Annotated in this window: 11 protein-coding genes; 5 read left to right on the top strand and 6 right to left on the bottom strand. The window is 42.1% G+C overall.

The window, feature by feature from the left end:
* Positions 1 to 129 precede the first annotated feature (129 nt).
* The 4 genes from AB5217_RS00635 (at position 130) to AB5217_RS00620 (ending at position 7233) form a co-directional block, all read left to right on the top strand.
* A complete protein-coding gene (locus AB5217_RS00635) occupies positions 130 to 1755 on the top strand; it encodes a CTP synthase (RefSeq protein WP_117610616.1) in 1626 nt (541 codons plus the stop codon).
* Between the two features lie 58 nt (positions 1756 to 1813).
* Positions 1814 to 3667 carry a membrane protein insertase YidC gene (gene yidC / locus AB5217_RS00630; protein WP_368112735.1) on the top strand — a complete coding sequence of 618 codons (1854 nt, stop codon included), beginning with the start codon at positions 1814 to 1816 and terminating at the stop codon, positions 3665 to 3667.
* An 83-nt stretch (positions 3668 to 3750) separates the two neighbouring features.
* Entirely contained in the window at positions 3751 to 5082 is a 1332-nt protein-coding gene (bexA, locus tag AB5217_RS00625) for a multidrug efflux MATE transporter BexA (protein ID WP_004309255.1), read from the top strand.
* Positions 5083 to 5130: 48 nt separating this feature from the next.
* Complete coding sequence (locus AB5217_RS00620; RefSeq protein ID WP_368112736.1) at positions 5131 to 7233, top strand: prolyl oligopeptidase family serine peptidase; 2103 nt, start codon at positions 5131 to 5133, stop codon at positions 7231 to 7233.
* A gap of 133 nt (positions 7234 to 7366) precedes the next feature.
* Here the strand turns inward: AB5217_RS00620 and AB5217_RS00615 are convergent, their stop codons facing one another.
* From AB5217_RS00615 to AB5217_RS00600, 4 genes are all read right to left on the bottom strand, one after another.
* The gene (locus tag AB5217_RS00615) at positions 7367 to 7873 is read right to left on the bottom strand and encodes a flavin reductase family protein (RefSeq protein ID WP_004299977.1); all 507 of its coding nucleotides are present in this window, start codon (positions 7871 to 7873) and stop codon (positions 7367 to 7369) included.
* 159 nt (positions 7874 to 8032) lie between these two features.
* The gene (locus AB5217_RS00610; protein ID WP_061447955.1) at positions 8033 to 9031 is read right to left on the bottom strand and encodes an MBL fold metallo-hydrolase; all 999 of its coding nucleotides are present in this window, start codon (positions 9029 to 9031) and stop codon (positions 8033 to 8035) included.
* A 154-nt stretch (positions 9032 to 9185) separates the two neighbouring features.
* A complete protein-coding gene (locus tag AB5217_RS00605) occupies positions 9186 to 10283 on the bottom strand; it encodes a PspC domain-containing protein (RefSeq protein ID WP_004299979.1) in 1098 nt (365 codons plus the stop codon).
* Positions 10284 to 10304: 21 nt separating this feature from the next.
* Positions 10305 to 10631 (bottom strand): PadR family transcriptional regulator, encoded by a 327-nt coding sequence (locus tag AB5217_RS00600; protein WP_004299980.1) that lies wholly within the window; start codon positions 10629 to 10631, stop codon positions 10305 to 10307.
* Between the two features lie 164 nt (positions 10632 to 10795).
* Between AB5217_RS00600 and AB5217_RS00595 the strand changes: the two genes are divergently transcribed.
* The gene (locus tag AB5217_RS00595; RefSeq protein WP_004299981.1) at positions 10796 to 11293 is read left to right on the top strand and encodes a GNAT family N-acetyltransferase; all 498 of its coding nucleotides are present in this window, start codon (positions 10796 to 10798) and stop codon (positions 11291 to 11293) included.
* A 76-nt stretch (positions 11294 to 11369) separates the two neighbouring features.
* Here AB5217_RS00595 and AB5217_RS00590 read toward each other — a convergent pair whose 3' ends face one another.
* Together AB5217_RS00590 and ybaK are read right to left on the bottom strand one after the other, a co-directional pair.
* A complete protein-coding gene (locus AB5217_RS00590) occupies positions 11370 to 12884 on the bottom strand; it encodes a peptide MFS transporter (protein ID WP_004299982.1) in 1515 nt (504 codons plus the stop codon).
* Between the two features lie 98 nt (positions 12885 to 12982).
* Positions 12983 to 13462: a Cys-tRNA(Pro) deacylase gene (ybaK, locus tag AB5217_RS00585; RefSeq protein ID WP_004309260.1), complete on the bottom strand. Its 480-nt coding sequence runs from the start codon at positions 13460 to 13462 to the stop codon at positions 12983 to 12985.
* Between the last annotated feature and the right edge of the window lie 32 nt (positions 13463 to 13494).

The following is a 13494-nucleotide window of genomic DNA, read 5'->3' as shown; positions in this document are numbered from 1 at the left end:
TTAAAATTGCATTTTTTAATAAAATTGTGGAGACGAAAGACTGTAATCTTCCTCTTTTTTTTATAATTTTGCGGTTTTTAAGTTCGTAAGAATACTACTAAGTAAACAATTATTAAAACAGTTATAGCTGTGGGAGAAACAAAGTATATTTTCGTCACCGGTGGTGTTGCCTCTTCTTTAGGAAAAGGGATCATCTCATCATCCATCGGTAAGTTGCTGCAAGCAAGAGGTTATAATGTAACCATCCAGAAGTTTGACCCGTATATCAACATCGACCCGGGAACATTGAATCCTTATGAGCACGGAGAGTGCTATGTAACCGTAGACGGACACGAAGCCGACCTCGACTTGGGACACTATGAGCGATTCCTGGGTATACAAACGACAAAGGCGAACAACATTACTACGGGACGTATCTACAAGAGCGTCATTGACAAGGAACGTCGTGGAGATTATCTGGGTAAAACGATCCAGGTGATTCCTCACATCACAGACGAGATCAAACGGAATGTTAAACTGCTTGGTAATAAATACAAGTTTGATTTTGTGATTACTGAAATCGGTGGTACGGTAGGTGACATCGAATCACTCCCCTACCTCGAAAGTATCCGTCAGTTGAAATGGGAACTCGGTAAGAACGCTCTTTGCGTACACTTGACCTATGTTCCTTATCTTGCTGCTGCCGGAGAATTGAAAACAAAACCGACGCAACATTCTGTAAAGGAACTCCAAAGTGTGGGTATTCAGCCGGATGTACTGGTACTGCGTGCCGAGCATCCGCTAAGTGACGGACTGCGTAAGAAAGTGGCACAATTCTGTAATGTAGACGATAAAGCCGTTGTGCAGTCTATCGACGCGGAAACAATTTACGAAGTACCTATCCTGATGCAAGCACAAGGGCTGGACAGCACTATCCTCGAAAAGATGGGACTGCCGGTAGGAGAAACTCCGGGACTCGGCCCATGGCGTAAATTCCTGGAACGTCGTCACGCTGCAGAGACAAAAGAACCGATCAATATTGCACTGGTTGGAAAATACGATTTGCAGGACGCTTACAAGTCTATCCGTGAAGCTTTATCGCAAGCGGGTACTTACAATGACCGCAAAGTGGAAGTTCATTTCGTAAACAGCGAGAAACTGACAGACGAAAATGTATGTGAAGCTCTGAAAGGTATGGCGGGCGTAATGATTGGTCCGGGATTCGGTCAACGGGGTATCGACGGCAAGTTTGTCGCTATCAAATATACACGTACACATGACATTCCGACTTTCGGTATTTGTCTGGGTATGCAATGTATTGCTATTGAGTTTGCACGCAACGTACTGGGATACGCAGATGCCAACTCACGTGAAATGGATGAAAAGACTCCGCACAACGTGATTGATATCATGGAAGAGCAGAAAGCAATCACCAATATGGGTGGTACGATGCGTCTGGGCGCTTACGAATGTGTATTGCAGAAAGGTTCGAAAGCATATCAGGCTTACGGACAGGAACATATTCAGGAACGTCACCGCCATCGCTATGAGTTCAACAATGATTATAAAGACCGATATGAAGCTGCCGGCATGAAATGTGTAGGTATCAACCCGGAATCGGATCTGGTAGAAATCGTTGAAATCCCGACTTTGAAATGGTTTGTCGGTACACAGTTCCATCCGGAATATGGCAGTACGGTACTGAACCCTCATCCGTTGTTCGTTGCATTTGTGAAAGCTGCCATCGAAAACGAAAAAGCAACGGTGAACGGCTAACGATACGTGGTAAACAACCGGTAGTTTGTAATTTATATAATTTGTAATTAAAATAAGAATGGATAAAAACACCATCACAGGTCTCGTTCTGATAGGTATATTATTGGTAGGATTCAGTTTTTTGAGCCGTCCAAGCGAGGAACAGATAGCTGCGCAAAAGAAATACTACGATTCTATTGCCGTGGTACAGCAGCAGGAGGAAGCGTTGAAGGCTAAAACGGAAGCTGCACTGGCTAACAGTCAAAAAGAGGTGGCATCGGCTGCCGATTCTTCTGCTTTGTTTTTCAATGCCTTGCATGGAACCGACTCTAAAATCAGCATCCAGAATAATGTAGCGGAAATCACTTTCACAACCAAAGGCGGACGTGTCTATTCAGCCATGCTGAAAGATTATATGGCACAAGACAAAAAGACGCCGGTCATGTTGTTCGACGGTGACGATGCTTCGATGAACTTCAACTTTTACAACAAGGCAGGAGCCATCCAGACCAAAGATTATTTCTTTGAAGCTGTGAACAAGACGGACAGTAGTGTTACAATGCGCCTGGCTGCGGATAGCACAAGCTATATCGATTTCATCTATACGCTGAAACCGGATAGCTACCTGATGAACTTTGAAATCAAAGCGACAGGCATGGAAGACAAGTTGGCTAGTACTAAGTATGTAGACATCGACTGGTCACAACGTGCCCGCCAACTGGAAAAAGGATTCACTTATGAGAATCGTCTGTCGGAACTGACTTATAAAGTAACAGGTGATAATGTAGACAACTTGTCTGCTGCCAAAGATGACAGTCAGAATTTGCCGGGACGCATTGATTGGGTAGCTTTCAAGAATCAGTTCTTCTCGTCTGTATTTATCGCTGAACAGGATTTCGACAAGGTTTCCGTTAAGTCAAAAATGGAACAACAGGGAAGCGGATATATCAAAGATTATTCTGCTGAAATGAATACTTTCTTTGATCCGTCAGGCAAAGAACCGACAGAGATGTACTTCTACTTCGGTCCGAACCACTTCAAGACGCTGAAAGCGCTGGATAAAGGACGTGACGAGAAATGGGAGCTTCACCGACTGGTTTACCTGGGTTGGCCGCTGATTCGCTGGATTAACCAGTTTATCACGATCAACGTATTCGACTGGTTGTCCGGCTGGGGATTGAGCATGGGTATCGTTCTGTTGATTCTGACTATTATGGTGAAAGTGCTGGTTTATCCGGCTACCTGGAAAACGTACATGTCTTCTGCCAAGATGCGTGTATTGAAACCGAAAATTGACGAAATCAACAAGAAATATCCGAAACAGGAAGATGCAATGAAGAAACAGCAGGAGGTGATGGGCCTTTACAGCCAGTACGGGGTAAGCCCGATGGGCGGCTGTCTGCCGATGTTATTGCAGTTTCCTATCCTGATGGCTTTGTTTATGTTCGTGCCGAGTGCTATCGAGCTGCGTCAACAGAGTTTCTTGTGGGCGGACGACCTTTCTACTTATGATGCGTTCATCACATTCCCATTCCATATTCCGTTCCTGGGTAACCATCTTAGCTTGTTCTGCTTGCTGATGACGTTGACAAACATCTTGAACACAAAGTACACAATGTCTATGCAGGATACCGGAGCGCAGCCACAAATGGCGGCTATGAAATGGATGATGTATCTGATGCCGATTATGTTCTTGTTCGTCTTGAACGATTATCCGTCAGGTTTGAACTATTACTACTTCGTGTCAACGCTGATTAGTGTGGGTACTATGATTCTGCTTCGTAGAACGACTGACGAAACTAAATTGTTGGCTATTCTTGAAGCGAAAAAGAAAGACCCGAAACAAATGAAAAAGACCGGATTTGCTGCTCGCCTGGAGGCGATGCAAAAGCAACAAGAGCAATTGCAGCAGCAAAGACAGAATAAAAAATAAGGAGTAATTCCCGAAATCTATTCTAAGAAAGCCGGACACCTATTTTGGTCGCCCGGCTTTCTTTCTCTAAAAAATAAAATAGGATGAAAACTAAATATTCTTATAAACAAATCTGGACAATCTCCTACCCTATCCTAATCAGTCTGATTATGGAACAGATGATTGGTATGACGGACACTGCTTTTCTGGGACGTGTCGGAGAAATCGAATTAGGTGCTTCCGCCATTGCAGGTGTATATTACCTTGCCATTTTCATGATGGCATTCGGTTTCAGCATCGGTGCCCAGATATTAATTGCGCGTCGCAATGGAGAAGGAAACTACAAGGAAATCGGACCCATTTTTTATCAGGGCATATATTTCCTGCTTGCCATGGCAGTGATTTTATTCACGTTCTCCATCGTATTCTCACCATATATCCTCAAGAATATCATTTCGTCTCCTCACATTTACGATGCAGCCGAGAGTTATATTCATTGGCGTGTGTACGGGTTTTTCTTCTCTTTTATCATGGTGATGTTCCGCGCCTTCTTTGTAGGTACGACGCAGACCAAGACGCTGACTTTGAACTCTATTGTGATGGTACTTTCGAATGTGGTATTCAATTATATCCTGATTTTCGGTAAATTCGGTTTCCCGCAATTGGGAATTGCCGGTGCTGCTATCGGCTCTTCGCTGGCTGAAATGGTATCGGTGATTTTCTTTATCATCTATACCTGGAAGCGGATTGACTGCAGGAAGTATGCATTGAATATACTGCCTAAGTTCCAAGGGAAAACACTGAAACGAATACTGAATGTTTCTGTGTGGACAATGATTCAGAACTTTGTTTCTTTGTCTACCTGGTTTATGTTCTTTCTATTTGTGGAACATTTGGGAGAGCGCTCTTTGGCAATCGCGAACATTATCCGAAACGTGTCGGGAATCCCGTTTATGATTGCAATGGCATTTGCATCCACCTGTGGTTCATTGGTCAGCAATCTGATCGGTGCAGGTGAACAGGATTGTGTACGGGGTACTATCAGGCAGCACATTCGCATTGGATATATATTTGTATTGCCAATTCTGATATTCTTCTGTCTATTTCCGGATCTGATCCTACGTATTTATACAGATATGCCGGATTTGAGAGCAGCATCCGTGCCTTCACTGTGGGTATTGTGTTCTGCCTATCTGGTGCTGGTGCCTGCCAATGTTTATTTCCAATCGGTATCAGGTACAGGGAATACGCGGACTGCACTGGCTATGGAACTTTGTGTATTGGCTATCTACGTCACATACTCTGCATATTTCATCATGTACCTGCGGATGGACGTCGCATTTGCCTGGACAACGGAATGCGTATATGGTATTTTCACGCTGATGTTCTGCTACTGGTATATGAAGAAAGGAAACTGGCAGAAAAAGAAGATTTAAATCCTTTTTTCACTATCTTCGCAAGAAAATAAACATTTTATAAAATATATGAGACAAGCTAATTTAATTATGATGTCGGCAGCAATGTTGTTAGCTGCCTGCGGAGGAACCAAAGACGCAGGCAAGACAGATCAGGTGCTTATCGAGAAATCGGATATTAAGATCGAAGGGAAGCGCATGACTCCCGAAGCACTTTGGGCTATGGGACGTATCGGCGGATTCGCTGTATCGCCCGACGGAAAGAAAATTGCGTATACGGTAGCGTATTACAGCGTACCGGAAAACAAAAGTAACCGCGAAGTTTTCGTAATGAACGCAGATGGAAGCGAAAATCAACAAATCACTCATACCCCGTATCAGGAAAATGAGGTGACTTGGATTAAGGGAGGCACCAAACTGGCATTCTTAAGTAATGACAACGGAAGCAGCCAGCTTTATGAAATGAATCCGGATGGTAGCGGGCGCAAGCAGCTGACCAACTACGACGGAAATATTGAAGGATATTCCATCTCACCGGATGGCAAAAAACTGCTGTTTATTTCACAAGTAAAGACGAAAGAAAGCACTGTTGATAAGTATCCGGACCTGCCGAAAGCTACCGGTATCATCGTTACCGACCTGATGTACAAACATTGGGATGAATGGGTGACGACCGCTCCGCATCCTTTTGTTGCCGACTTTGATGGTAACGGCATTTCCAATATCGTGGATATTCTGAACGACGAACCGTATGAAAGTCCGATGAAGCCTTGGGGTGGCATTGAGCAACTTGCCTGGAATATGACTTCGGACAAAGTGGCTTACACTTGCCGTAAAAAGACAGGACTGGAATATGCGATTTCTACCAACTCTGATATTTATATCTATGACTTGAATACTAAGAAAACAGAAAATATTACTGAAGAGAACAAAGGATATGATACCAACCCACAATACTCACCGGACGGCAAGTATATTGCCTGGCAGAGCATGGAACGTGACGGATACGAAGCTGATCTGAACCGTCTGTTCATCATGAACCTGGAAACTGGCGAGAAGCGTTTTGTGAGTAAGGCATTCGAATCGAATGTGGATGCTTTTGTCTGGGGAGCAGATGCTAAAGTGATCTATTTCACAGGTGTATGGCATGGAGAATCACAAATTTATGCGCTTGACCTGGCAAATGATTCGGTAAAGACTATTACTTCAGGAATGTATGATTACGAAGGGGTAGCTCTTTTCGGAGATAAGCTGATTGCGAAACGTCATTCAATGAGTATGGGTGATGAGATTTACTCTGTGGCACTGGATGGTTCTACCACTCAACTGACACAGGAGAACAAACAAATCTATGACCAGCTGGAAATGGGTAAAGTGGAAGGTCGCTGGATGAAAACAACAGATGGTAAACAGATGTTGACATGGGTGATTTATCCTCCACAGTTTGATCCGAACAAGAAATATCCGACTTTACTGTTCTGCGAAGGAGGTCCGCAGAGTCCGGTAAGCCAGTTCTGGTCTTATCGCTGGAACTTCCAGATTATGGCAGCTAATGATTATATCATCGTTGCTCCAAACCGTCGCGGTTTGCCGGGATTCGGTGTGGAATGGAATGAACAAATCAGTGGCGATTACGGTGGCCAGTGTATGAAGGATTACTTCACTGCTATCGATGAAATGGCAAAAGAGCCGTATGTGGACAAAGATCGTCTGGGATGCGTAGGTGCCAGCTTCGGAGGATTCTCCGTATATTGGTTGGCCGGACATCACGACAAACGGTTCAAAGCGTTCATTGCTCATGATGGTATCTTCAACATGGAAATGCAGTATCTGGAAACTGAAGAAAAATGGTTTGCCAACTGGGATATGGGAGGCGCATACTGGGAAAAACAGAATCCGGTGGCACAGCGTACGTTTGCCAACTCTCCTCACCTATTCGTAGAGAAATGGGATACTCCTATTCTCTGTATTCATGGAGAAAAAGACTACCGTATCCTGGCTAATCAGGCAATGGCTGCTTTTGATGCTGCCGTGATGCGTGGTGTTCCTGCAGAGCTGCTGATTTATCCGGATGAAAACCACTGGGTATTGAAGCCACAGAATGGAGTGTTATGGCAACGCACATTCTTTGAATGGTTGGACAAATGGGTGAAAAAAGCTCCGTCTAAATAAAATTTTACGTTAATTACATAGTAGAATAAACATAGTAAACTAAAAGAAGCCCCTGTTCTCAATCTTTTGAGTTCAGGGGCTTCTCCATTGCATTCATCAAAATCGGCTAAAATTATAAAAAAGTTCGCTAAATTTACTCCGAATAAATATTTTCAATTTCTACAATATACATCTTATGGAAACCTCCATGAGCACCACCGTACCACTTCTCTATTGATTCTTTATCCAGAAAACATTCCGGTTTGATAGTGTCAGCATAAAGTTTCTTACATTCCAGACTCAAACGTGCCTGCTCGAACAGGACATTTCCTTTTTCTGTAAATACAGGTTTCAATCCGGTTTCTTTTACTTTATCTATATTACGTCCCGACTTGGAACCACAAACAGCGTGAATTTTCTTATTTTCTTCTCCTAAGAAAGAAAGTGTCAGGTAATCGTTCTTCTCTACAAACTCGTATGTATACCGTTCGGGACGGATAAAAACGAAAGCAACCGGTTTATTCCACAACCAGCCGATGCCACCCCAACTTGCTGTCATCGTGTTAAACTTCTCCTTTGTTCCGGCTGTAACCAGCATCCACTCTTTTCCAATCGCTTCGAAAAAATTTTCTTTCAAATCTTTTACTTCTAATTTCTTCATCTCTTTATTCGTAAATATGTATTCATAATTAGTTTATATAATAATTTAGGCACGGATTACACAGATTAACACGGTTACTTTGCAACAATAACAACACTAAAAACCGTGAAATCCGTACCTAGAAAAATAACGATTAATTCATGGCAGGTACTTATCTAATTATTTCTGTTTATTCAATTTCACAATCTCTCCCAAATAGGGAATCTTCACCGGAATCTTCCGTTTCTTAGCCTCTGTTGCGAAGACTTTCGGGGGATCATGCAAAGGCTCGTCAGACAAATCGAATGTGCCATAATGCATGGGAATGGTAAGACCAGCATGCATTTCCCCGGCGGCAGTCAATGATTCGTAAGGCGATATATGATTGGGACGCATAAACCAGCGAGGTTTGTATGCCCCGATGCCTAACAAAGCATAATCCGGTGCTCCGAACAGATCGGGAATCTCACGGAAGTGACTGGAATAACCTGTATCACCGCTATAATAAAGAGAAATTCCATTTCCTTGCAGCATGAAAGCTCCCCACAGTCGCTGGCCACCATCACGTACGGAACGTTTGCTCCAGTGTTGTGCCGGTAGAAAAGTAATCTTCAATCCCTCATCTTCCATTTGTTGATACCATCCGGCTTCAATCACTTTCATTTCGGGAAACCATCCCTGAATCAGCTCACCGGTTCCCAAGCCGCAAAAGAGTTTCATTTGCGGGTTATTCTTCAGTAAACGGGCTATACTCTGTTTATCCAAATGATCGAAATGGTCATGGCTGACAAGTAGATAATCAATCCCTGTAAATATGTCAGGATTAGCGGGAAACTCGCTCTGTCTCTTCACAAAAGGAATACTGCCGAACACAGGATCGAACATGATTCGTTTACCTGCTAACTGGAGAAAGAAAGAATTATGTCCGAGCCATATCAGGGAATCTCCCACCACCGCATCCAATGAACGGAGATAACAAACTTTCGGATCCCATTTCACCGTTTTCTTCTCTTTGCGTTGGGGATTGGGCGAAAGACGCCATTTCAGTACACTCCCCATCCCCGGACGGAAGCGATGCTGCCGATTAAAAAAACGCCCGCGCACCATCGGATTTCCTCTCCAATAAGGGTTGACTGTCGCTAAACGTTCATTTCTCCTAAAACATATATGTTCACCCATTTTTATTTCCTGAATACGTATTTACAAACTTACTAAAAATTTCTCGATTTACGATGAATTAGAGTAAACAAAAAATGTACCCCGGACACACTATCGGGGTACATTTACTTATAAAGGAATAAATATTATCCTTTTTTAATAGAATGAGACTTCGTTAAGAGCAGTGCAAGCCATACAAAGGCAGTTGCCAGCCAAGAGCTGAAAGATTAATAATCATTATGACTGCACCCAATATCCATAGAATCAATAGCGACCATTTCAAACCCGTTCCCATCGGTGACCAATGGAATAATTGCCGCAAGATAGTATACAAGAAAGCTCCTAACGGAATGCCGATGAGGGCAACTCCGGCAATCGTACCTAGCAGTGTCATCATTGGAGATACGGAAGCAACCGGCATCCAGTCGATGGCAGGCAGCATCTCGTAAAGCAGTGCTCCTCCGCTAACTGCCACGGCAATTGCTGCAAACACCAGTGCTACCAGTACAACGGCCAGTACGAACAAGACAGGGCAGCAGAGAATGACAAGAGCTACCAGAAATATTTTAAAGAGAACAGCAGCAATGGAAACAAATACATCGCCTATCTTTTGAAGAAAGGTACGAGGTTTGCCGGAGTTCATATAGTTGTTAACTCCGTCCGCTACACGTTCGAAACCGTCTGTCACTGTTTTGCCAATATTCTCAATGGTCACTGCTTCTCCACGCATACTCAATTTTTCCGCGGCAGTACGGGCTTCCGGAATAACGATCCATCCGATAATATAAAGTATAATCATCGGGCAATAAGGTACAAATACAAGGATAATCATCAATATACGCACTAATGTGATGTCCCAACCGAAGTAAGCTGCCAATCCTGCCGCTACGCCTCCCAACAATTTATTATCCGGATCACGAAACCAGCGGCGTTGAGCAGCGGTTTGCGTACTGCCTTGATTAGCGGACGATGTTTGTTCCGTTCTTTTCTGTGAGTCCATATCCTCATCAGCAATTCCAAAGTCTTCCGGTTTGCCGACACGAGCGATAATTTCTTCTACATCCGAAACTGTGATGACCTGTTTTCCTTCAGTTACTTTCTCTGCAAACAGTTCGGCAATACGCATCTCAATATCGTTTACGATCTCTTCCGCACCCTCCTGTTTACGAAAGTAATGCTTCAAATTAGACAGATAATTATCTAACAGTCGGTAGGCATCGTCATCTATATGATAGACAATTCCTCCTAAATTTATGGTCAATGTCTTTTTCATTTTTATTTCTTCTTTTTCGGATTATCTATTGGCTATATGATTCACTGTATCGTTAAGTTCTTTCCAGGAAATTTCCAGCTCTCCCAAAAAGACTTCTCCTTGTTCAGTGAGTTTATAGTATTTGCGGGGAGGTCCCTGGGTAGATTCTACCCACTCATAACTTAACAGGTCATCATTTTTCAGACGGGTAAGCAATGGATACAAGGTGCCTTCCACTACAATCAGTTGGGCTTCTTTCAATTTCTGAATAATATCAGAAGCATAAGCGGGCTCCTTGTGCAACAAAAGCATGATACAATATTCAAGCATGCCTTTCCTCATCTGTGATTTTACATTGTCTACTTTCATTATTCACTTCTTTTAGATGCACAAATATATGCATTACTTTAGTACCTTGCATTACAAAGTACTATAAATTAATAATAATTAAAACATTAGAGACTCTCCACCTTATTATAAAAAGAAATAATGGCTATATTTGTGCCCGTTAAACCAAGAAATAGAAAATACATATGTTTACAATTCGAAAAGCAACGGTAGCCGATTGCGAGCTTATTCATAAGATGGCAAAGGAGGTATTCCCCGCCACCTACAAGGAAATTTTATCTCCCGAACAACTGGATTATATGATGGACTGGATGTATGCACCTTCCAATGTGCGCAAACAAATGGAGGAAGAGGGACATGTGTACTCCATTGCTTATAAAGAGAATGAACCATGCGGATACGTTTCCATTCAACAACAGGAAAAGGATGTATTCCATCTTCAGAAGATATATGTCCTCCCCCGTTTTCAGGGCACGCATTGCGGCAGTTTTTTATTCAAGGAAGCAATCAAGTGTATCAAAGAAATACACCCGGAACCTTGTTTGATGGAGCTCAACGTAAATCGTAATAATAAGGCTTTGCAGTTTTACGAGCACATGGGAATGAGAAAGTTGCGGGAAGGTGATTTCCCGATTGGTAACGGGTATTATATGAATGATTATATTATGGGACTGGATATTTGATATACAAACAAAATGCCTCGGAACATTTATGATACTTGTTCCGGGGCATTTTGTTTATTTAGTTAATGGCAAGATTTTATTTCGCTACACGTTCCAGCCATTTTAACATGAAAATCATTGTAAACATTGAAATCGTACAAGCTACAACAAACACAGTCCATGTCATCCAAATAGGAATTGATTCGTACAGGATAGCACCAATCACTAGCAACTGATTACCCAGTGCTGTTGCTCCCAGCCATCCTCCTTGCATAATACCTTGATATTTAGGAGGAGCAACCTTAGATACAAATGAAATTCCCAATGGAGAGATATACAGTTCAGCTACTGTTAAGATCAGATAGGTCAGCATCAATAAAAATGGAGTAACTTTCACTGGTGAAGTTCCAACAGCTACAATATCCTCATGCAACGGCAAATTAGCAAAATAAGATCCGACTGCCATTACAATAAATGCCAATGCAGCAATTCCCATACCGATGGCAATCTTTTTAGGAGTCGAAGGCTCTTTACCACGTCTACGCTGACTTGCAAAAATAGCCATAATCACCGGAGTCAGGAACACTACAAAAAATGGATTTAACGATTGGAAGAGCTCTGCTGAAATAGGCATACCAAACAGATTCAAGTCAGTATATTCTTTCGCAAAATAAGTCAAAGTCAGACCATTTTGATGGAATGAAAACCAAAAGAAAATAACAACACCAAATACAGCAAACAGAGCATACATACGTTGTTTTACTTCCTGTGCACTCATTTCTACAACTGTAGAAGATGCTGAAGAAGCAACGGTCTTTTTGCTGGGATCCGGGAAGTTTTTCTTATTCAACCAATAAATGGTTAAAGAAATAGCCATAGCAATAATAGCTACCCCGAATGCGTAATGGAATCCAGTAGTAAAGACATTCAAATAATCTGAAGCGAAAGCCGTATAGTCTTGTACAGGAGCAGTAGAAGCTTTGGTAACTAAGGTATGATAAGTTTCAGTAGCTTCAGGCGACAAAGTACCTGCTAATTGACCATGGCACAAAGCAGGAAGATCAGCATCATAATTATAACCGAAAGTAGATAACCACCAGTTACGCACGCCTACAGCTGCAAACGGAGCAAAAATAGCACCGATATTAATAAACATATAAAATAAAGAGAAACCGGAGTCACGCATGTTGGCATATTGAGGATTATCGTACATCTGTCCTACCAATGCCTGCAAATTTCCTTTAAATAATCCGTTTCCAAATGCAATAACAAACAAACTAGCACAAGTAATAACCAGATAGAGCATCTTGTTATCTACCGGAGTCTTAGATGGAATAGCCAATAATAAATAACCAACTGCCATTAACACAATTCCTGTGAAAATAGTTCCTTTGTAGTTCCTCGTTTTATCGGCAATAATACCTCCGACCAACGCCAAAATATAAATAGAAAAATAAAAAGTTGAGTAAATAAATCCTGCTTCTTTTCCATTCATTCCAAACTTGGCTTGCAAGAAAAGCACAAGGATAGCCATCATAGTATAAAAGCCAAAACGCTCACCTAGATTGGCTAAAGCGGCTGCTATCAGTCCTTTAGGGTGTTTGTTAAACATAGAATATAAATTATTAAATTAATGATTTAATGGTCGATACCACATATATTTTGCAAATATATACTTTTTCTCGAGTTTTTGCACAATGATTTGTTAAACTACTCCTCAAATAAACGACAAATTTCCGCCCTGGATTCACGAATCAAATCTTCCGGAGCTATTTTTATCTGAAGTCCCCGTACACCGGCACTTACATAAATATACGGAAATTGTTGGCTGGTTTCATGAATATAAGTAGGAAAATGCTTTTTCATACCGATCGGCGAACAACCTCCCCGGATATATCCGGTAAGTGGCAGAAGTTCTTTTACGGGAATCAACTCGCACTTCTTGTTACCCGAAGCTTTAGCTGCCAGTTTCAAATCAACTTCATGTTCTCCCGGAATGACACAGACAAAATATCCGCTTTTATCGCCGTGCAGAACAAGCGTTTTAAAGACCTGCTCGATATTCTCTCCTAAACTTGCTGCCACATGAACAGCACTCAAGTCGTTTTCATCTACTTCGTAGGGAATTAATTCATAGGCTATCTTAGCTTTATCTAACAGCCGTGCGGCATTTGTTTTATTGATTTTCATTTTCGTTGTATTTATAAGTTCTATATCTGATA

The organism is Bacteroides sp. MSSM.1001136sp1_RTP21357st2_D2_RTP21359_211015, assembly GCF_040913205.1.
GTDB classification, from domain to species: domain Bacteria; phylum Bacteroidota; class Bacteroidia; order Bacteroidales; family Bacteroidaceae; genus Bacteroides; species Bacteroides ovatus.
This window is presented reverse-complemented; position numbering and strand designations above follow the sequence as displayed.

What these genes read in the sequence shown, in the direction of transcription:
- yidC (WP_368112735.1), top strand. Translation starts at nt 1,814, where the DNA reads ATGGATAAAAACACCATCACAGGTCTCGTTCTGATAGGTATATTATTG.
- bexA (WP_004309255.1), top strand. Translation starts at nt 3,751, where the DNA reads ATGAAAACTAAATATTCTTATAAACAAATCTGGACAATCTCCTACCCT.
- AB5217_RS00620 (WP_368112736.1), top strand. Translation starts at nt 5,131, where the DNA reads ATGAGACAAGCTAATTTAATTATGATGTCGGCAGCAATGTTGTTAGCT.
- AB5217_RS00615 (WP_004299977.1), bottom strand. Translation starts at nt 7,873, where the DNA reads ATGAAGAAATTAGAAGTAAAAGATTTGAAAGAAAATTTTTTCGAAGCG.
- AB5217_RS00610 (WP_061447955.1), bottom strand. Translation starts at nt 9,031, where the DNA reads ATGGGTGAACATATATGTTTTAGGAGAAATGAACGTTTAGCGACAGTC.
- AB5217_RS00605 (WP_004299979.1), bottom strand. Translation starts at nt 10,283, where the DNA reads ATGAAAAAGACATTGACCATAAATTTAGGAGGAATTGTCTATCATATA.
- AB5217_RS00600 (WP_004299980.1), bottom strand. Translation starts at nt 10,631, where the DNA reads ATGAAAGTAGACAATGTAAAATCACAGATGAGGAAAGGCATGCTTGAA.
- AB5217_RS00595 (WP_004299981.1), top strand. Translation starts at nt 10,796, where the DNA reads ATGTTTACAATTCGAAAAGCAACGGTAGCCGATTGCGAGCTTATTCAT.
- AB5217_RS00590 (WP_004299982.1), bottom strand. Translation starts at nt 12,884, where the DNA reads ATGTTTAACAAACACCCTAAAGGACTGATAGCAGCCGCTTTAGCCAAT.
- ybaK (WP_004309260.1), bottom strand. Translation starts at nt 13,462, where the DNA reads ATGAAAATCAATAAAACAAATGCCGCACGGCTGTTAGATAAAGCTAAG.